The organism is Jannaschia faecimaris (assembly GCF_900107415.1).
Taxonomy (GTDB): Bacteria; Pseudomonadota; Alphaproteobacteria; order Rhodobacterales; family Rhodobacteraceae; genus Jannaschia; species Jannaschia faecimaris.
In genome coordinates this window covers 1-18,652 of sequence record NZ_FNPX01000008.1, presented here as the reverse complement: position 1 = coordinate 18,652, position 18,652 = coordinate 1, and the positions used below count along the sequence as shown (strand labels likewise).

The window sequence follows — 18,652 nt, the reverse complement described above, 5'->3', positions numbered from 1 at the left end:
TCAATCGGAAAGACCAAGCGCCCCGCGGGTTGCGGTGGTCCACCCCAGGTACCGATCGTTCGGCGTCTCAACCACGGGCCGTTTGATCAGCGCCGGATGCGTCGCCATCAGCGCGAGTGGGTCATCGGCGCGCTCCGCTTCGGACAGATTGCGCCATGTCGTTGACCGCGTATTGAGCAGGCTGCCGCCAAATTGGGCATACCAAGAATTGATCTCACCGGCGGTAACCGGCTCATCCCGGAGATCGCGCAGACGGACCGAAACACCCTGAGCCGCCAAAGCCTTGACCGCTTTTTTGCAATTATCACAAGTCTTTAGGCCAGTCACAACGATCATGGCACCCCTCCTTCGCCGGTTTTCATATATTGCGCGACACCCTTGACGGACGCAACTCCATGTCGTTCAGATCGAAGGCAGTCGACGAAGCAGGGGCTGCAAAACGCCCCGATATCGTCGTTCACCAAGCCGCCGCGATGTTGCGGGCGGGACGACACTGAGGAGACACGGTCATGGCCACTGGCACCGTGAAATGGTTCAATACCACCAAAGGCTTCGGCTTTATTGCACCGGATGACGGCGGAAAGGACATTTTTGTCCATATTTCTGCCGTCGAGCGTGCGGGACTGACGGGACTACGGGACAATCAGAAGATCCAATTTGAAATGCGCGAAGGCCGTGACGGTCGATCATCGGCATCGGAACTTGTTGCGCTCGACTGATCGAGCGCAACCCTTGGACGCCTGCGCGAGCGGGCGTCTTTTGTATTGAGGGCTCCCTGCCGATCCGGCGACGGACCCGTGCCGATTACTCCACCCAGTCCCAGGGCCGCGTATAGTTGCCAATCACGGCGACCACGTCCCGCTCCTCCACCTCGCCGGTCTTTTCCAATTTGGCGACCAGACCAAGCTTCTTGTCTTCAACGACCGAGGCAACCCGCGCGTTTACATGTGCATCTGACAGGGCAGCATTGTATATCCGGGTAATGGCACTCTTGCGCAGATCCGGCTTGAAAATCTTGCCGACGGCCGTTTTCGGAAGCTCGGGCAGGATTTCGATGTACTTGGGATGTGCCGCGCGCTCGTGCACGTGCTCTTTGCAGTAGGCGATCAGTTGTTCGGATGTAACCGTGGCTCCAGCGACCAATTCCACATAGGCGCAAGGCAGTTCCCCGGCGAAGGCGTCGGGCTGACCGATGGCACCCGCCATGCCGACTTCCGGATGCCCGGCCAGTGCCTCCTCGATCTCGGCGGGGTCGATATTATGCCCACCGCGAATGATCAGGTCCTTCGCACGCCCGGTGACCCAAAGGTAGCCATCTTCATCCAGCCGACCCAAATCGCCCGTTCGCAGATACGTATCGAAGTGAAACAACTCGGCGTTCTTGTCGGCCTCGGTATAGGTGTGGCCCGCCCAGACGCCGGGCGAAGAGAGGCAGATTTCGCCCACCGTGTCAGTCGCGCACTCCTCGGGGCCTTTGCCCCGATCAATTAGGATCTTCACGTCTGTATGCATAAAAGGAATACCGACTGAGCCGATCTTCTTGACCCCATCGACGGGATTGCACGACACAAGGCAGGTCGCCTCGGTCAGGCCATACCCCTCGACAACCTTGACATTTGTCGTCTCCTCGAACCGTCTGAACAATTCCAGTGGCAGCGGCGACGAACCGCAGAATGCAGTCCTGATGGTCGAAATGTCCGCGTTCACCGGCCTCTGCAACATTGCGGACATGGCGGTCGGGACTGTAATCAGGAAGGTGACCTTCCAGCGTTCGATCAGTTTCCAAATGTTGTCGAACACGCCTTCGCCCCGGTAACCCTGCGGTGTCGGGAAGACGACATGCGCGCCCGAGGCGACCATAGCCATCAGGATCACGTGACAGGCGAACACATGGAACAGTGGCAGCGGGCACATGACCACGTCCTGCTCGGTGAACAGCAGGCGGTGGCCGATCCAGCCGTTGTAGATCATCCCAGAGTACCGATGCTGCGCGACCTTGGGCAGGCCGGTGGTGCCGCCGGTGTGGAAATAGGCAGCGACGCGGTCACGCGCGCTATCGGCAAAGGTGAGCGTATCCTTGGGGTGCTTGGCCACTTCCTTGGTGAAGCTCAGAACCCGCGCTTTGTGCATCACCGTGACCTTGGGGCGCATCAATGGTACGATCAACTTTTTCAGGCCGGTCAGATAGCGGTGCAGATCAACCTCGAGCACCGTTGTGACATGGGGGGCCAGCTTGACCGCTTCGGCCACCTTCTGGGCTAAGTCAGTCTTGGGGAAGGCGCGTAGCGTGACGACGACCTTGGCATCCGTTTCGCGCAGGATGGCCGCGATCTGCTCAGCTTCCAAGAGCGGATTGATCGGGTTCGCGATGCCCGCAACGGTCGCGCCCAGAAGCGTGGTCGCGGCTTCGGTGCAATTCGGCAGGATATACGCGACGGTATCCGTCTCGGTAACGCCCAAGCTATGGAACAAGTTGGCGGCCTGCGTTACCTGCCCGTGGAATTGCCGCCATGTCAGCGTCTCGGCCGGGTCGGTCGGCCCTGAAAACAACTGGTAGCTTATCGCGGGCCGGTCAGGAAACCGATCCGCCGTCTGGCTCAGCAATTCGTAGACGGTTCGCGCAGGCTGGGCGGCCTCCCACGGCTCAGCGGCCTCGATGTCCAGAATATCCTGCTTGTTGGCGAATGGTGCCATGTTTATCCCCTCCCGGTCCGCCGCGGCTCCCTCCGCGGTTCTTGGCGGGCAAGATGCCGACTGCAACCTTCCAGCGCAAGAAGGACGCTACGACCGAACCATATTTTGATATATTTGAGCCTTAAAATGGTGCTGCCCGATTAGCCGCAGCACCCGTTCCCGGCCTGAATTGGCGGACAAGGGACCGTTCCGTAAGAACAGAACACGCAGCAATCCCCGGGAAGTGGACGCAACACAGTGCTACACCCCGGGCATTCATGGAAAAAGGCGCAGGCGTTCGTCGGCATCGTTTCATCTGAAGAATACCCACACTTTGGGCAAGTCAGGCGCGAGGTCAGGATCGTTTCTTGCGTCGCCATAGAGCGTACCCCGTCGTTAGCATGAAGATGCCCAGTATCGGCAGCAGCACGGCGTCGCGGTACAACGACGCTACCAGCGATCCGGCCCCTATCGCCCCGAGCACGAGCGGAAGGACAGGCGTCAGACAACAGAGCGCCGCCAGTGCGGTTCCGGTAAGGCCGATTCGAAGAACTGGGTCTGCCATAGGTCAGCTATAGCTGCCCGAACCGAGGCCGTCATCTGCGCCGACGTCACGAATGCGTGCGCACTATTCGGCGGCCATCCCGTCAGTGAATTGCAGCCTCGCCAACCGGGCATAAAGTCCGCCCTGCGTCACCAGCTCCTCATGGGTGCCCTGGGCGGCGATGCGTCCCCGTTCCATCACGATAATCCTGTCCGCCTGCTTCACCGTCGCCAGTCGGTGCGCGACGATGATCGTGGTCCGATCGCGGGCAAGGCGCGCCACGGCATCCTGCACCAGGCGTTCAGATTCAGCGTCAAGCGCGCTGGTTGCCTCGTCCAGCAAAAGCACCGGAGCGTCGCGCAGGATAGCGCGGGCGATGGCGATACGCTGTTTCTGACCGCCTGAAAGCATCACGCCTCGCTCGCCGACATAGGTGTCGTAGCCCTGCGGCAGTTCGACCAGGAAATCATGCGCAGCGGCGGCGCGCGCCGCGACCTCCACCGCCTCGTCGGAGGCATCGGGATTGCCGAAACGGATGTTATCGCGAGCGGAGGCGGCAAAGATCACCGGGTCCTGCGGCACCAGCGCCATGTGCGCCCGGAAGTCCGCGCGCGTCATGTTCCGCAGGTCCGTCTCGCCCAAGAGAATACGCCCGGCATCGGGGTCGTAGAACCGCTGCAACAGCTGGATCACCGTAGACTTTCCAGCGCCCGAGGGCCCGACCAAGGCGACGGTCTCGCCCGGTGCGACGGTCAGGGTGACATTGTCCAAGGCCTTGATCTCGGGCCGCGTGGGATAGTGAAACGTGACGTTCTCGAAGGTCACCGTCTCTACCTTCGGGGCAGGAACGGCCTGCGCCGGATCGGTCACATCGTCCTCGATCTGCAACAACTCGACCAAGCGCTCCGTCGCGCCCGCCGCCCGCTGCAACTCGCCCCAGATTTCCGACAGGGCGGCAACAGACCCGGCAACCATGATCGCGAAGATCAGGAACTGGATCAGCTCCCCGATGGTCATGACATCGGCACGCACGTCGCGCGCACCGATCCACAGAACCCCGACGATGCCCGCGAACACGAGTGAGATGACGATGATCGTCATGACCGCGCGCACCGCAATGCGCGTTTTGGCGGAACGGAAGCTCTTCTCGGTCACCAAATTAAAGCGGTCCGCGGCCTCCCCCTCGAAAGTATACGCCTGCACCGTCTGCGCGCTCAGCAACCATTCGGACGCCCGCCCGGAAGACTCGGCAATCCAGTCCTGGTTTTCGCGGCTGAGCTTGCGCAGCCTGCGCCCGAGCACGATAATCGGAATGATAACAGCCGGAACAATCAGCAACACCAACCCTGATAGCTTGGGAGCTGTCCAGATCATCAGGCCCATGCCACCGATCAGGATCAGCACGTTCCGCAGCGCGACCGAAACAGACGATCCGATCACCGACAGCAAAAGCGTTGTGTCGGTCGTGATCCGCGAAAGAACCTCACCCGTCAGGATTGAATCGTAGAAGCTAGGCGACATGCCAATCATGCGGCTGAAGACCGATTTGCGGATGTCGGCTACGACACGCTCGCCCAACCCCGTGACCAGGTAATATCGCAGGCCCGTTCCCAGCGCCAACAGCCCGGCAATCACAAGGGCCGCGCCGAAATACTGGTCGAGCAACTGCGCGTCCCCGGCCTGAAAGCCGTCCACGACGCGGCGCACGGCCAGCGGAAGCACCAGGGATATGAAGGCAGTCAGGACCAGCGCGGCGATTGCCGACGCGACCAGGCCGATATGCGGTCGGAAGAACGGCGTCAGCGATCGCAGGCTGCCGATCTTCTTGGATCTTGCCCGCTCGGCTTCGTTCGCGATCTCGGCCATAAGTCCCTCATCCTGTGCCGGTCCGACCTAAGCCTGCGACCCGAAGGGTGCAAGCGCGGCACTATAAACATTCCAGATTCGAGGGATGGAGCGGGCGGCGGCAATCGAACCCGCATCATCAGCTTGGAAGGCTGAGGTCTTACCATTACACAACGCCCGCGCCGCGCGCCGGTCTTTATTTGATGTGTATTTTCTGGTCAGGTGCGTGTTCGTCGTGAGTTTTGCGTAAGGCTCCGGCCAAGGCCGTATTCTCTGAACCGGAGACGCCATGAATTGCGTCTTGCCGCTTGGCCAGCGCGGTTTTCGTACATAGCTACTCGTCAAAGGATACTGACATGCAGCATTTTTCTCTTCTCGACCTGTCGCCTGTTCCCGAGGGGCACACCACCGCCGACGCGTTGGCCCACACGGTGGAACTTGCCCAGACGGCCGAACGTCTCGGCTATCACCGTTACTGGCTGGCGGAACATCACAATATGCCGGGTATCGCCAGCGCGGCGACAGCCGTCGTCATCGGGCATGTCGCATCTGCTACGAAATCAATCCGGGTCGGTGCCGGAGGTATCATGCTGCCCAACCACGCGCCGCTGGTCGTGGCAGAGCAGTTTGGCACGCTTGAGACCCTGTTTCCGGGGCGCATAGACCTCGGGCTCGGTCGCGCACCGGGAACCGACCTGGCGACCGCGCGGGCGCTCAGGCGTCATATGACGCAGGAGGACACTTTTCCCCGGGACGTCATCGAACTTCTCGAGTATTTCGACGATGCCCCTGCAGAGGCTGCCGTTCGCGCGATCCCGGGCACCGGCACACATGTCCCGGTCTGGATCCTGGGATCGAGCCTTTACGGTGCGCAACTTGCCGCGCATCTGGGACTGCCCTACGCATTTGCCTCGCATTTTGCTCCAGCGATGCTGGGCGAGGCGGCCGCCATTTATCGCGAGACATTCAGGCCATCGCAATGGCTTGAACGACCGTACTTCATGATGGCCGCCGGAGTCTGCGCCGCTCCAACCGATGAGGAAGCCGCCTATCTGCGCACGTCCCAGGTGCTGGCATTCGCGCGGCTGCACAATGGGACGCCCGGCAAGCTTCCGCGCCCCATGGAAGACATGTCCAACGAGATATCACCGGCGACGCAGGCGCAGATCAACGTGGCTCTGTCGTGTTCCGCAACGGGATCCCCCACGACCGTCAGGAGCCGGCTTCGCGATCTGATTGAGACCTACAAGCCCGATGAACTTCTGGTCACTGGAATGATTCACGATCACGCGGCGCGGCTCAGGTCATTCGAGATCGTGGCCGATATCATGAGCGACATGCAGGCCAAGGCCGTCGCGGCGTAGGCTCAGGACTCGCAACCTGAAGATCACGATTGCGGCGAGTGCGACGGCCGAGAGGATGACCTTCGGACACCTGTCGTAGCGGGTCGCCACGCGTCTCCCGTCTTTCAATCGCCCGAACATGATCTCGATGAGAAGTTGGCGATCGGTTTCGTCAGGGAGTTTGGCTGAGATGGGGCCTAAGGTCCGCTTTTGAAAAGCTGCGATGCCGCACCGAATGGAATCATAAATGTCGGCTCTGGGCCGGAAGCAGACCATAAAACTATTGAGCACCGGGGTCCGATGTGCGGACGGAGCGGGCGTTCATCTTTATCGATCGAATGTGCGCTTTTGGCACCACTTGGCCGATAGGGCATGATTTCTGTGCCATTGACCGTCGCTTAACTATCAAACTCCCTTCGGAAGCCATCATAGTCCATGTCAAGCTCTTCGGTGATAAAGTCCGCTTCACCGTCTAGGTGCGTCAGCCGCAAATTTGCGAAGCGGACCCCTTCCGGCGCATCAATGCCCTGATGATTCAGTTTGTAGAGCTGCATCTCCAAGCGTTTGAAGAGTGCCCTGCAAGCATCATAAATGCTCTCGGAGATGTACTGTTCTGGTTTCATACTTTCTGCTCCGCGTGGCACTGGATAGCGGCCATGGTAAGGAACCACGTCAGACAGCAATTCGAGAATTTGAAGTTCGCTGCCATCCAACTGGATGGATTTTAGACGCCTGGATAGTTTTACGAGATTATGTACTTGAAGGTATTTACTCAGTTTCCCGCCCTGCATCAGCTTTGGGTTTTCAGATATGAGAAGCCCCTTAATAAGGTTTTCAAGGCTTAGCCCATACAAGAGAAGTACTGGGCGAGATACGAAAGGGCGGCGCGCCTTGGTTATTGATCCGTCGGCATCTTCGTGCATGTAGGCGACAAACTGGCCTTTCGAATTTCTGAAAACTGCATCGGCGATATCTGCCAACTCGTAAGCATAGGTGTACCAAAGTTCTGGTGCAGCTTCCTCGAAAAATTTTTTCTCTGATCGGGCATAGAAGTCAATCTGCACAACTGACCGGCAAACAGCAACTCACCTAGCGCCAAACTGGAAGCCCAACTGGCGCATAGGTTCCTCTATTTCAGATTGCTGCACCCAACTGCCAAAGCTGACCTTCATGCATGAAGCAGCATCCGTCACCCTGGGCTCCAGGTTGCCCTTCGCTGCGATGATCACCAGTGACCGTTGTGCGGACAAGAAGCCGCCGTTCGATCCTGCGTCTAAGAGGTCAGCTTCCGGCCCTTACAGGAGACTTGTCAGGCACGAATTTTCTCAGGAACAGTCGGGAACTGAATTTCTTGAAGATCAGAAAAAGCCAAGTGCCTGACTTGGCTTGGGAAAAAGAACCCAGATTTGCGCTTTGTCGACCAATTGCATCTGCGGGCCGAATGATCGCGAAGCGTTGTCATCCGATAGCACACTCAGAAAGTGTGCCGGTGTTCGGATAACAGAACGCCTGCGGAGTATGAGCACATGCATCGGCGAGAGCTGCGAGGGCACGGTTCTCCGCAATCCCCCGATTCCCGCAATGCCGCCGGCGGACTGTCGGCCCCTCAGGAGACCAAAATGAAATTCATCTATCCTCTCATCGCAGCAACCGCCCTAATCTCAGCCTGCGCGCCAGGTGCCGCAATCGACAGTGATATGGAGCGCGGCCTTATCGGGGCAGCTCTCGGGTATGGTGCGGCGAAGGCCGTCAACGGAAACGGTGACCGCGGTGCCATTGTCGGCGGGCTTGCCGGTGTCTTTTGCGATGATGCAGGCTTTTGCAGCCGATCACGCTACTGAGCACATCCAGAAAACCTTGAAGGGCGCGGATCAGGTTCGCGCCCTCCCTGCCAATCTATAGCGCTCGTCCAGTCCGACTTTGCAAAGACCGCATACTGGGCACAGGCGACCTCGGGGGATGCAGCAGCGAACAGCAAGGAAGAGCCCTCTCTTTGACCAACACCTATGGTTGCAAGAATGCCCGCTTCTTCTTCGATGGCCAGGATGCGCAAAGTTCCCGGCACCTTCCCCGATCATATATGAGCCTCGCGGCATAAGGCGCTTCATCAACGCGCTCGTACCCGCGACCTCTGCGTCGCGTCGCGCGACACTTTGGGCATCTCGCCAAACAGGAGAGCCTGAGGCCTATCACCGCAGTGAGATCGACGGCCCCAACGGAGAGCTATGCGCGCTGGCGCTGGCCCCCACGCCCCGAACAATTATCCCGCAACGGAGCATCTCCATGGAAGCCCAATTGATAGGCTTCCTAGTCGTGGTATCCTTCACGCTGGTATTCAACTATGCGGACATCAATGCATACCGGCGATACAAGTCCGAGGGGCCGGCGAGATATGGGCTTGCCTACGACGAAGAGACCGGGACGACCCACGTGACCGGAATCGCCGAGGACGAGGACGGCTACGACCCCAATGAGATCGATCCCAGCGACCACGACGAGCGGGAAATAAAGAACGAGACCGACGACGACAGGCGTAACGCGCGGGTATTGCATTCGGTACTGAATTCACCGTTGCTGACGTATTTTCGGCTCTGACCTTCGTCTTCTGACACCGGGCGACCTGGATCAGGTTCCTCTTGTCCCGCATAAGATTAGGTACTGGTCGTTGACAGGTACCCAGATGTTCCTTCGATCAATCGATCACGAGGGTCGCGAAATTTATCGGCTCCGCAGGCTCGGAGAAGCGATATGCGAACAGTGGGCCGTCCTGGCCAGCCAAATAGTCGAGACAGAGCGTATTGTGTGACTGCCGCTCCGGCTCACCACTCAGCCAATAGTGCCCAAAGAAGACCGAATCGGCGTCCTTAGCATAGATTGATCGAGAGACCTGCGAGGGGAGTGCATCTTGGGGCAGCTCCGCTGAATCGGGGGCGGAGATGGCAATGTCACGGTTGGCGCGGACTGCTTAGGGCGCGGGTCTTTGCACAGCGTCCTTGTTGGGCGGAACGTGACAATCAAAGAGCCATCTTTAAGTTTATCGTGCGCCGCGCCGCCCAACATCGTCACAAAGGTTATCGCCGGGCGTCAAACTGGCGAGGTGCCGGTATGAAAAAAGGACGTACCCGGAACAGGCGCGTCCTTTGGTAGATACAGCCCTGAGGCTGGGGTCCTAGAAGCTCATGCTGAGCGTCAGGCCTGCGGCGACGTCCTTGGTCGACGTGCCCAGGCCACCGACCGACATGTTGGTCCGCAGGTTCAGGCGGTCGGTGATCGCCGCGTTGACGCCAAGCTCGACCCGACCGGCCAGACCGGTATCGTCATCGAAGCCGGCGATCAAATTGGCGTCGCCGTTGCTGTAGTCATAGTCGGCATGCGCGCCCACGAAGGCGGTACCGATGTCAAAGGCCCTCGTGTAGCGTGCGCCGATCGACGCGCGCCCAAAGGTAGTCGTCTCCGTTCCCGCCCCGGCCAGCGTGCCACCGGTGCCTTTGCTCTCTTCCTTGCCGTACGAAAGCGATGCCATCGGCGACAGGGTGTGCCCTTCGGCCAGCACGTAGTCATAGGCACCTGATAGTGTTGCGGCGACAAGCGTCGTGTCCGCGGTGCCCGTGCCACCCAGAGAGACCTGTTCGAAATCGCCGCGCCCGTAGATCAGGGAAGCTTCCGCCCGCATGGGGCCGTTCACGTAGGCTAAGTAGGGCTGTATGAACGTCAGGTCGCCCGACAGGTCGAAACCGCCTGCATTGGAATTGACCTCGCTGTGGCCAATGGACAAACCAAGGGCAAGGTTCGACATGACATGCATGTCGCCGCCCAACTGAAAGCCGGTCGCGGTCTGGCGCAAGTCGTTACCGTTTACGACGAAGCCGGTGAACTTGACCCATGTGTTTATGGCGGTGGGGTCCGTCCCGCGCGAAGATGCGGTCGTTGTGGAGGTGCCGGTGGACAGGCCGTCATTTGCCTTCGTTGCCGCAACTTCGCCAGCCATGATCACAATACCGCGCGAAAGACTGGCGCTGCCTTGAGACAGGGCCGAGAGTTGCGCGGCAACGGCTGGAGGCCATCCAAGGATAGCACCGTTCACGGTGAAGCTGTACGGTCCCCCATCAACAGACTCATAGTCCGACGCGAAAAATAGCTCGTAGTTACCATTTGCAAAAAGCCCAGACAGGTCTCGCGTTTTCGGCCAAAGCAGCCCGGATGCATCCGAACTCACCCCGTAAATGGGAAGAGCCGGGAAGATTGTTCCTGCCGTGCTTTCTGCCTCCGACCTGATCCCGATATGAGCTCGAGTTGGAAACAGTGACGCAAAGTTTGCCGAATTTAACGTTAATGAAAGGTTCGCTGCATCGACAATGGTGATCTGAAATCGGTCGGTGGGAAAGTCATTGGAAACAAAAGCCGATCCGTTCGCAATTGTCTCTGCTTGACTGACAGTGCCGCTTATTGTGAAATTTTGCGCTTGGGCTTCACCCCCAAGGGCCATCGTTGCTGCCATCAACACGGCATACGTGAGGCCAGAAGAAACTCGCTTACACATAACTAACTCACTTGAAATACGGGTCTTGTAGACTTTGCACCATAACTAATGCTTTAGTGTACGCGCTGTTTTAGGAATAGCAATCAGTAAATATGCAAGGCTCGTGCCGAAGCCGACACGGGTGCGGGCGAGGCCGAAGGATGCCGGTCCTTGATCTGCGTGACGGACGCCTCTGGTCCCTGACGCATGCCAAGCAAGTCAGCGGCGTCGGTTTTGCAGGGTTCCTTATGTCTCATGCAGGTCTCACCAAGTCAAGAAGGCGGGACTTCGAGGTGCGGATAATCACCCGGAGCCATGCGCCGCATGGTGTTTGTCGCGACTCCTTAGCAGGGTTGGTTTAGGCCGTAAGCGCTGCTCCGTTGCTTGCCAATACAGCTGCTTTGAAAGAATCGATTTCTACGTAACCGGACGCATTTTCTGATTGGCGGTCGATCGTTCCGATCTCACATGTACACATGTATCGATGTCACTAGCTGTTCGAGCGATACTTCCATCTCGCGTTGCCAAGCCGATAGATGGGTTACAATAACTGAACCCGCCAGTCAGGTGTAAAATGCAATTCAGGCGTGAGGGGCGTATCCGTGAATCACATTCACAAGTTTTGTAATACAATGTACTGTTCATCGGCCCTTCAGACTCCGGCACCATCAAGACGGCATCAGACGCGTTCTGTTTGAGTTTTTGCACGAACTGGTCTGTTGCAGTGTCGCCATGATGCGCGAACTTGGCGAGGTGATCGCTCACCCGTCGGCGCTTGTCTACCTTCAGCGTTTGTGTCGAGCTTTCAGATAAATTTGAGGCGGTCTACGGGAGAGGGTAGAGACCTGACTATTATCCTGCGCAGAGGCCGCGCCACTCGGAAAGAGCGGCGTCGTGGTTTAGCTTGAAGATACTTCGTCTGGTGAGACTGCGGACCTGAGTGAACTTGTTTTTGAGGGAGGCGAACTTCTGCAGGTTTCGCATACGCCGGAACCGAAGCACTGCCAGCAATCGTCGTCGAAACGGGGGGTGTGAATTCTCCACCCTTTCATTCGTCCGGCGGCCCGTCTCTTGCCGAGCGACGGGACTAATTTCATACAGCGTCGCATATTGAGGTTTTAGTTTATCGTTGACGATCGTCCCAGGCTGTCCACGCCCTTAGCGCTGCGACATAAGAAGCTGCTGGTTGCAGAATGCGTCCGCCTCCCGCCCTTGGTGTCGGCTGCGGCGAACGGCCCATGTCGGACCTTCGGGCCAAGTGCAGAGAATGACCGGAGTACGCCCAAATTTCCGTTCATTGACGCGCGCGGCGCATGAGCTGCTTCCGGCACGATGGACGGCTTTCCGACTGTGTTTCTCTCAGCCATTGCCCTGGCGGCAACCGTGATCTTCTGGTTATGAGTCCTGAGCCTAATCTGCCGTTTTCTGCAAAGGACACCAGGGTCGCCTAGATGCTTATCTGCTGTGCGGAACTTTCCATACCTTTGGAAAGATCCGCGCAACTGGCGCTTCTGGCTCAAAGGAGACATCCGGTGTTACTCCCCAGTGCTGCGGTGCGGCCCGTCATTGCGGACTGTCGCTGCGACGGCGAGATCAGATGTTGGATCAAGTAACACCGCGCGTACCGAGCAGACACGTAAATGGGCACCCGGTTCGCCAGTCTGTCAGTCAGCGTACATGTCAATTTAAACCTTGAAATTCCCTCCTCAGCGAGTTCGGTGCGCAATTCACTTCCTATCAGGAACGATACGATACTATCCGCGGCGAGCTGTTTGGAAAAATCGACATGTCGATATGTTTTTCTAATTCATCGGGGAATACGGCGGCTGAAATTATGCCAGCGTTGCCAGAACCGTGGCTAGGGATGCGATTACAAGGTTGGCCTCGCCCGCAACGACTAATTGCACGGGGACACCGCGGAAAATAAATCTGCTCTTGGAATTAATTGCATCCGCCACGCCGAACCTCTCCGGCGTTCCAAGCAAGATGTGACCACTTGTGCCCGCACCGGTGAAGGCGATGCTTTCAGCTGCTTGAAGAAGACCTGCAATCTCCAGCGGGTCTGATCTGAAGGCGCTTTCCACGCCAGCCTCTCGTCGCACTGCAAACGGCATGCGGTCGAAGGGTTGGTGCGTGGCACCGACGGCATAACCACCATCGATCATCCGCGCCGGTGTCTGGCAGGTCAGCGACTGGCGTCAAACCGCTTGTGCCCCTGTGGTCGATCCGACAGGTCAGCCCGAGCGGACATAGACGAGTGCCATCGAGTCTTTGAGCACAATGGGCCCGCCTACATACTCGTCGCCAATCGAAGGGGTGCGCAGGGCAAGCTTCCAGCCCGTGCCCTCGATTCCGGGCACCGGCAGAGAGAGCGGCTCCATTTCTTCGGTCGGCTTGCCCTCAAGGTGAGCTACTGAAAAGACCTGCTCGCCGTCGGGGCCGTGACGCAACGATGTAACGACCGTGCGTCCATTGATGGGGTGGATATAGTCGAACCGGTCCTTCGGCCCATAATTGTCGCGGAGCCAGGGGCGGGCATGCCGAAAGTTCCGCGCGGCAAGGCAAAAGTCTACCTGTGCCCGATCAAGCGTCGATAGGGCATTCGCGATATTGCAGTATTCATGCATATCATTCATCCATGCCTGCGCGATCCGCTTTAGGCTGGCGACCGTGAATTCCGGCCCGGCAAGCGGCGGTTCCGCAATGCTCAGCAGACGCACGATCTCATCCAGATCGTATTCGGTGACATCCACGAGAGCGGGCAGAAAGTCCATGAAGCGCACCAGATCTTCGCGTGTTTCGTACCCCAATTCCTTCAGGCGGCGAAAATTCGCGGGGACAAGGTAGCTGTACTCGTCGACCTGCCATTTGAGGCTGATGGCTTCTTCGGCGACGACCTTGACCCCGTATTCATCGTCCTGATTTCGGATGAAACCCCAAGACCCCCGCGCCATGGCGTTAAGGAAATCCATCGGAACGCCGGGCAATGCCACGTACGTCAGGACGTGCACCGCCGGATTGTCATAGGCTTTGTCAAGGATCTCCATCCGGGTTCGTCCCAAACGGGTATTCACGTTCATCTTGGGGCTGACCTGCGTGCCGCGTCGCAATGTGTCGTGGTTCGATGTTCCCGAAATCCAATTGGCACCATTGTCCACGATTTCGCGGATACGCCAAAACTTGGACAGCCAGAACGTATAAAGAAACGGCGTATTATGCGCGAATGTCAGCGGCCCCCATTGAAACACGTCATCGTCGCGCTGGGCCTCGACGACAGCGCGGTAGGTTGAGCTGAGCTCCCAGTCTTCATCCGGCCAGGGCCGGCCGTCTTCGAAGATGAACCAGGGCCGGTATTGCGTATCAGCGACGTTCTGCACGATGTCCGCCATCGATTGCAGATACTGGTCGTCGTGGCGCAATTCCTGTTTGGCGCTGTCCCACCATTTGAAGTCCTGCGCGCCATCCACACGGACAGCGTCGGCCCCGAAGTTCACCTTGCGGCGCTGCATTTCCAGCAGGATCGCCCGAACCGCCGGGTTCTGGTAGTCGAGGTTTTGCCCGTACATGTTCGGACCCGCGAAGAAATGGCTGTTCAGGGCGCGCAGCCCCTGATTGTCGGCGTGTCCGAAGACCACGTCGAAAATCAACTTCTTCGGTTTGGACGCAAAATTGTGCAGGACTGCAGCCAGGTCCACCAGTTCATCGGGTCGACCGGTTTCCAACAGCACCGGGTTTACGGTCGATGTCCCCGAAATCACGACATCGTAGCCCCAATTTGTCGTATCCGGCCTGAGGATAGAGACATTGACAGACTCGTTGTTGGCGTCGCTTTCGCACCAGAAATCAGGCCCGGTCTCGTAGACTGTCGTCGGTTCGACCGGCAGAAGCTGCACAGCATCGTAGCCAACGAAAAGCTGATCCGCCGGTTCAAGCGGCAGATCACGCGCAACGCGGTCTGAAATCCGCTGGTAGTGACGCGTCAGGCTGGCCAGCGTGCCCCCCGCCGTTGCAGTGGGGACATGGATTTGCAGGATGTTGACCGGGGGACCAAACTTGTGCGGGGCCTTGCCTCTGAGCGCCTCGAAATAGGCGCGGTCGGTACGTGCGGCCTGCATGGCCTGAACATCGTACAGCTCTGCCGGTGCCATTGCGCCAAAGGGCAGCGACATCGCCAGCGGGTCCAGTATTCGATGCCATTTGTCCTTCGCATCCCGCCATGCGAGCGCGTAGAAGTCACCCATCTTGTCGCGCGTTCCTGCCTCCATTCCGGTGACGGCGGTGAAGCAATGCGCGCCCTCTCGGATCACCGGGATCCAAGCCCGTTCAAACGAAATATCCTGATGCGCGCGTGTCAGATCCAGCGGCGTGACCGGTGACAAAACCTCAAGAAAGATGTCCCCCTGCGGCACCCGCTCATCAAGCAGTTCCGGCGTCCAGAACCCGAAGGTCGCCGTATCGCCATCGACCTGTCCCCCAAGACCCTCCGCGATCTTCATCTCCGCTTCAAAAGTTGTTTCCGCCGACGAATGGGCTGCTCGCGCGGCCTCGGCTTGCGCTCTCGCTGTGGTTTCGTCGAAGTTCAATAGGTCTTTCAATGGCATGTCATCGCCTTGCATTTTTTATTGGCCGGACAGCACGTTTGCGGTGCTGTCCGGGGGAAGGAGCCAATCGGAGATCAACGGTCTTGGACGAGGAAGACTGTCGACATTGGCGGAAGATAGATATCGGCACTTGCAGCCTGTCCGTGGCTTGGCGTTTTGACGGCCTCGACCGAGCCCATGTTGCCACGACCACCGCCGCCATAGATATCGGCGTCTGTGTTCAGCGCCTCGCGCCATTTGCCGGCGAAGGGCAAGCCGATCCGGTAATTTGGCCGCTCGATCGGGGTCATGTTGCTGACTACGACGACATTGGGCGCGTCCGCTCCGGCCCGGCGCAACCATGCAAAGACCGAGCGTTCGGCGTCGTCCGCCTCGATCCACTGGAACCCATCAGGGTCGAAATCCAGCGCATGCAGCGATGGGACGCCGCGGTAGAGCGTATTGAGATCACGCACGAGCCGCTGGATTCCGCCGTGACGCGGATCTTCCACTGCGGCCCAATCCAGCTGGGAGTCGTGATCCCATTCGCTCGACTGCGCGAATTCTTGCCCCATGAAAAGAAGCTTTTTTCCGGGCTGCCCCCACATGAAGCCATAATAGGCGCGCAGGTTGGCAAATTTCTCGTCCGTACTGCCGGGCATCTTGCCAAGCATTGATCCCTTGCCGTGAACAACCTCATCGTGGCTGATCGGTAATATGAAGTTCTCCGAGAACGCGTAGGTCATCCCGAACGTCATCTGGTTGTGGTGATATTGCCGATGTACCGGATCTTGCTTCATGTATTCGAGGGTATCGTTCATCCAGCCCATGTTCCATTTGAACCCGAAGCCGAGTCCGTTTTGATCGACCGGTGCCGAAACGCCCGGATAGGCCGTGCTTTCTTCGGCGACTGTCATGATGCCGGGATGCGCGCCATACGCGGCCGTGTTCATCTCCTGCATCATCGCGATGGCTTCGTAGTTCTCGCGGCCACCGTCCTTGTTGGGAACCCATTCGCCGTCCTTGCGCGAGTAATCGCGGTAAAGCATCGACGCGACTGCATCGACCCGCAGACCATCGACGTGATATTCTTCAAGCCAGTAGAGCGCGTTCGAGACCAGGTAATTTTTCACTTCCACCCGACCGTAATTGAAGATCATCGTGTTCCAGTCTTGGTGGAACCCCTCACGCGGATCGCCGTGTTCATAAACCGCCGTCCCGTCGAATTGACCCAAACCGTGCGGGTCGGTCGGGAAGTGCCCCGGAACCCAGTCCAACAGGACACCCAGACCTTTTTGGTGAGCTGCCTCAATCAGATCCCTGAATTCATGCGGTGGCCCATGGCGGACAGTTGGCGCGAACAGGCCTACGGGCTGATATCCCCACGACCCATCAAAGGGATACTCGCTGATCGGCATCAGCTCGATATGCGTAAACCCCATGTCGGCGGCATAATCGACAAGCTCCTGTGCCGCTTCCTTGTATGATATCGCCCGGTCCCCAGCCTTGCGTCGCCACGACGCAAGGTGAACCTCGTAGATGGAAATCGGTGAGGTGCGGGCGTTGTGTTCTGCGCGCGACTGCATCCAATCGGCGTCTGACCAGCCGTACCCTTTGATATCTCGCACAAGAGAGGCGTTTTCAGGCGGATGTTGAGACCCGAACCCAACGGGGTCGGCCTTCAGTGGTTCAAGTTGTCCGTGCGCATTGACGATTTCAAACTTGTAGGCCGTGCCTTCGCCGACGCCGGGCACGAAGATCTCCCACACACCGATCGCCCCCAGCTTGCGCATCAGGTGCCTTCGGCCATCCCAGAGATTGAAGGTGCCCACGACCGAGACGCGCCTTGCGTTGGGGGCCCAGACGGCAAAGTGCGTACCCTCCATCCCCTCGTGCGTCATCACGTGCGCTCCTAAGACGTTCCAGAGATTGTAGTGCTTGCCTTCACCCAGCAGGTATTCGTCCAGTTCCCCCAGCACAGCGCCGAAGCGATAAGGGTCCTCGATCGTCCAAGTCTCGCCATCCGACGATTTTGCGCGCAACCTGTAGAGCGCATCGCCAGGGACAGGGCCCGAGAACAATCCTTCGTCGGGTGCGATCGCATGCAATTCGCGCTCCGACCCGTCGACTTTCAATTGCGCCGCCACTTCCTTGGCTCCGGGCATCAGAGCGGTGACATGACGCTCGCCATCCATGTCGTGGGGGCCAAGAACCGAGAATGGGTCTTGCGTCGTTCCGTTAAGAAGTAAGCGTAACGTGTGCTTGTTCGCACCTGAGGTAGATTTTTCAGTCTGTTTCATGGCGATTGACGATAGAGTGCGCCTCCCAGACATCAACCGGACGGCGATCAGAGCGACGGCGCGTTGTCCGAATGCACTATATTTGAACAGGTTTGACTACGTTTTCGCCGCTCGTGTCCGTCGTCGAGCTTTCCACCGCCGGCGCTATCACGAGAGCCTGCAAAACCTCACACCTGCCGATGTCTACTGCGGGCGCGGTCTACTGCGGGCGCGGTGAAAATATCCTGAGACAACAAGAAAGGATCAAACGAAAGACCATCGAAAGCCGGCGCTTGCTTCACCGCAAAGCCGTCGCACAATCCGAACAACAAGATAAGCCAGACCCTCTCTTAGATCGGGCAGCCCACTGGCCCAAGATCCCTGACGACGGACAGGGAATGCCTAGGTGTTCAGTCCCGGCATCTGGTGGGTCGGATTTAAGATGAATCGATCTGGCTCTGAAGTCCAGATTTTGCAGATGTATTCGTAGGGTGTGAGGCCGCCGAGGGTCTTCAATCGGCGTGCGAAGTTGTAAGCCGTGCTGAAGTCGCCGACGTGCGTTCGGAGCTGATCATGGCTGTCGTAATGGTATCGCTTCACCGTCGCGTGGCTCTGTTGCACAAACCTGGTGAGGGATTCATGTCGTGAATCCAGCATGGTCGCTGGGGTGCATGAGCAGACCTACGCCCCCAACCTACAAGACCAGGAACTGGCCGGCCTATGATGAAGCGCTCAAGCGCCGAGGCTCGCTGACGATCTGGTTTGACCCAGAGGTGATCTGGGATGCTGCGCCGACCGGCAAACGCGGCCGACAGCAAACCTACAGCGATACCGCCATCCAGACATGCCTGACGATGAAGGTGCTGTTC

Annotated in this window: 15 protein-coding genes, 1 tRNA gene and 3 pseudogenes; 6 read left to right on the top strand and 13 right to left on the bottom strand. The window is 58.4% G+C overall.

The features are described from left to right. Positions 1-336: an arsenate reductase family protein gene (locus BLV27_RS10325; RefSeq protein WP_342024557.1), complete on the bottom strand. Its 336-nt coding sequence runs from the start codon at positions 334-336 to the stop codon at positions 1-3. 173 nt (positions 337-509) lie between these two features. Between BLV27_RS10325 and BLV27_RS10320 the strand changes: the two genes are divergently transcribed. Continuing rightward, complete coding sequence (locus BLV27_RS10320) at positions 510-719, top strand: cold-shock protein (protein ID WP_055082651.1); 210 nt, start codon at positions 510-512, stop codon at positions 717-719. 85 nt (positions 720-804) lie between these two features. Here the strand turns inward: BLV27_RS10320 and BLV27_RS10315 are convergent, their stop codons facing one another. The 5 genes from BLV27_RS10315 to BLV27_RS10295 all read right to left on the bottom strand — a co-directional run bounded on the left by BLV27_RS10315 (position 805) and on the right by BLV27_RS10295 (position 5,243). After that, complete coding sequence (locus BLV27_RS10315; RefSeq protein ID WP_092645623.1) at positions 805-2,694, bottom strand: acyl-CoA synthetase; 1,890 nt, start codon at positions 2,692-2,694, stop codon at positions 805-807. Between the two features lie 140 nt (positions 2,695-2,834). Next, positions 2,835-3,053, bottom strand: coding sequence for a GDCCVxC domain-containing (seleno)protein (locus BLV27_RS19735; protein WP_092645621.1), 219 nt, complete (start codon positions 3,051-3,053; stop codon positions 2,835-2,837). Continuing rightward, entirely contained in the window at positions 3,029-3,238 is a 210-nt protein-coding gene (gene merF, locus BLV27_RS10305; protein WP_092645619.1) for a mercury resistance system transport protein MerF, read from the bottom strand. Before merF ends, BLV27_RS19735 begins: the two co-directional genes overlap by 25 nt. A 63-nt stretch (positions 3,239-3,301) precedes the next feature. Further along, positions 3,302-5,083, bottom strand: a complete 1,782-nt coding sequence (locus BLV27_RS10300; protein ID WP_092645617.1) for an ABC transporter transmembrane domain-containing protein — start codon at positions 5,081-5,083, stop codon at positions 3,302-3,304. A gap of 86 nt (positions 5,084-5,169) precedes the next feature. Then, positions 5,170-5,243, bottom strand: a tRNA-Gly gene (locus tag BLV27_RS10295). Between the two features lie 175 nt (positions 5,244-5,418). Here BLV27_RS10295 and BLV27_RS10290 point away from each other — a divergent pair. After that, positions 5,419-6,426: an LLM class flavin-dependent oxidoreductase gene (locus BLV27_RS10290; protein WP_092645615.1), complete on the top strand. Its 1,008-nt coding sequence runs from the start codon at positions 5,419-5,421 to the stop codon at positions 6,424-6,426. Positions 6,427-6,438: 12 nt separating this feature from the next. On the opposite strand, the pseudogene BLV27_RS19070 reads toward BLV27_RS10290, so the two are convergent. Both BLV27_RS19070 and BLV27_RS10280 read right to left on the bottom strand, forming a co-directional pair. Further along, positions 6,439-6,567: pseudogene (locus BLV27_RS19070) on the bottom strand (IS5/IS1182 family transposase); the annotation flags it as partial. Positions 6,568-6,803: 236 nt separating this feature from the next. Further along, a complete protein-coding gene (locus tag BLV27_RS10280) occupies positions 6,804-7,469 on the bottom strand; it encodes a hypothetical protein (protein ID WP_092645612.1) in 666 nt (221 codons plus the stop codon). 555 nt (positions 7,470-8,024) lie between these two features. Between BLV27_RS10280 and BLV27_RS10275 the strand changes: the two genes are divergently transcribed. Together BLV27_RS10275 and BLV27_RS10270 are read left to right on the top strand one after the other, a co-directional pair. Next, complete coding sequence (locus tag BLV27_RS10275; RefSeq protein ID WP_092645610.1) at positions 8,025-8,246, top strand: hypothetical protein; 222 nt, start codon at positions 8,025-8,027, stop codon at positions 8,244-8,246. A gap of 442 nt (positions 8,247-8,688) precedes the next feature. Next, a complete protein-coding gene (locus tag BLV27_RS10270; protein ID WP_244504618.1) occupies positions 8,689-9,000 on the top strand; it encodes a hypothetical protein in 312 nt (103 codons plus the stop codon). A gap of 574 nt (positions 9,001-9,574) precedes the next feature. Here the strand turns inward: BLV27_RS10270 and BLV27_RS10265 are convergent. From BLV27_RS10265 to glgB, 4 genes are all read right to left on the bottom strand, one after another. After that, on the bottom strand, positions 9,575-10,489 hold the full coding sequence (locus BLV27_RS10265; protein WP_170831420.1) for an autotransporter outer membrane beta-barrel domain-containing protein: 915 nt from the start codon (positions 10,487-10,489) through the stop codon (positions 9,575-9,577). Positions 10,490-12,756: 2,267 nt separating this feature from the next. After that, entirely contained in the window at positions 12,757-13,089 is a 333-nt protein-coding gene (locus BLV27_RS10260; protein ID WP_092645605.1) for a hypothetical protein, read from the bottom strand. A 69-nt stretch (positions 13,090-13,158) separates the two neighbouring features. After that, positions 13,159-15,525, bottom strand: a complete 2,367-nt coding sequence (gene gghA / locus BLV27_RS10255) for a glucosylglycerol hydrolase (protein ID WP_092645811.1) — start codon at positions 15,523-15,525, stop codon at positions 13,159-13,161. A gap of 74 nt (positions 15,526-15,599) precedes the next feature. After that, on the bottom strand, positions 15,600-17,804 hold the full coding sequence (glgB, locus tag BLV27_RS10250; RefSeq protein ID WP_092645603.1) for a 1,4-alpha-glucan branching protein GlgB: 2,205 nt from the start codon (positions 17,802-17,804) through the stop codon (positions 15,600-15,602). Between the two features lie 130 nt (positions 17,805-17,934). Here glgB and BLV27_RS19730 point away from each other — a divergent pair. Further along, positions 17,935-18,085 (top strand): annotated as a pseudogene (locus BLV27_RS19730) (IS3 family transposase); the annotation flags it as partial. Between the two features lie 100 nt (positions 18,086-18,185). Here BLV27_RS19730 and BLV27_RS10245 read toward each other — a convergent pair. After that, a pseudogene (locus BLV27_RS10245) lies at positions 18,186-18,389 on the bottom strand (IS481 family transposase); the annotation flags it as partial. Between the two features lie 65 nt (positions 18,390-18,454). On the opposite strand from BLV27_RS10245, the gene BLV27_RS10240 reads away from it, so the two are divergent. Then, positions 18,455-18,652 (top strand): transposase (locus BLV27_RS10240; RefSeq protein ID WP_170831419.1); only part of this gene is annotated, 198 nt, incomplete at its 3' end.

Coding starts and splice junctions, on each gene's coding strand:
- BLV27_RS19735 (WP_092645621.1), bottom strand. CDS start 3,053: ATGGCGACGCAAGAAACGATCCTGACCTCGCGCCTGACTTGCCCAAAG.
- BLV27_RS10290 (WP_092645615.1), top strand. CDS start 5,419: ATGCAGCATTTTTCTCTTCTCGACCTGTCGCCTGTTCCCGAGGGGCAC.
- BLV27_RS10300 (WP_092645617.1), bottom strand. CDS start 5,083: ATGGCCGAGATCGCGAACGAAGCCGAGCGGGCAAGATCCAAGAAGATC.
- BLV27_RS10315 (WP_092645623.1), bottom strand. CDS start 2,694: ATGGCACCATTCGCCAACAAGCAGGATATTCTGGACATCGAGGCCGCT.
- gghA (WP_092645811.1), bottom strand. CDS start 15,525: ATGCCATTGAAAGACCTATTGAACTTCGACGAAACCACAGCGAGAGCG.
- glgB (WP_092645603.1), bottom strand. CDS start 17,804: ATGAAACAGACTGAAAAATCTACCTCAGGTGCGAACAAGCACACGTTA.
- BLV27_RS10275 (WP_092645610.1), top strand. CDS start 8,025: ATGAAATTCATCTATCCTCTCATCGCAGCAACCGCCCTAATCTCAGCC.
- BLV27_RS10260 (WP_092645605.1), bottom strand. CDS start 13,089: ATGATCGATGGTGGTTATGCCGTCGGTGCCACGCACCAACCCTTCGAC.
- BLV27_RS10270 (WP_244504618.1), top strand. CDS start 8,689: ATGGAAGCCCAATTGATAGGCTTCCTAGTCGTGGTATCCTTCACGCTG.
- BLV27_RS10320 (WP_055082651.1), top strand. CDS start 510: ATGGCCACTGGCACCGTGAAATGGTTCAATACCACCAAAGGCTTCGGC.
- merF (WP_092645619.1), bottom strand. CDS start 3,238: ATGGCAGACCCAGTTCTTCGAATCGGCCTTACCGGAACCGCACTGGCG.
- BLV27_RS10325 (WP_342024557.1), bottom strand. CDS start 336: ATGATCGTTGTGACTGGCCTAAAGACTTGTGATAATTGCAAAAAAGCG.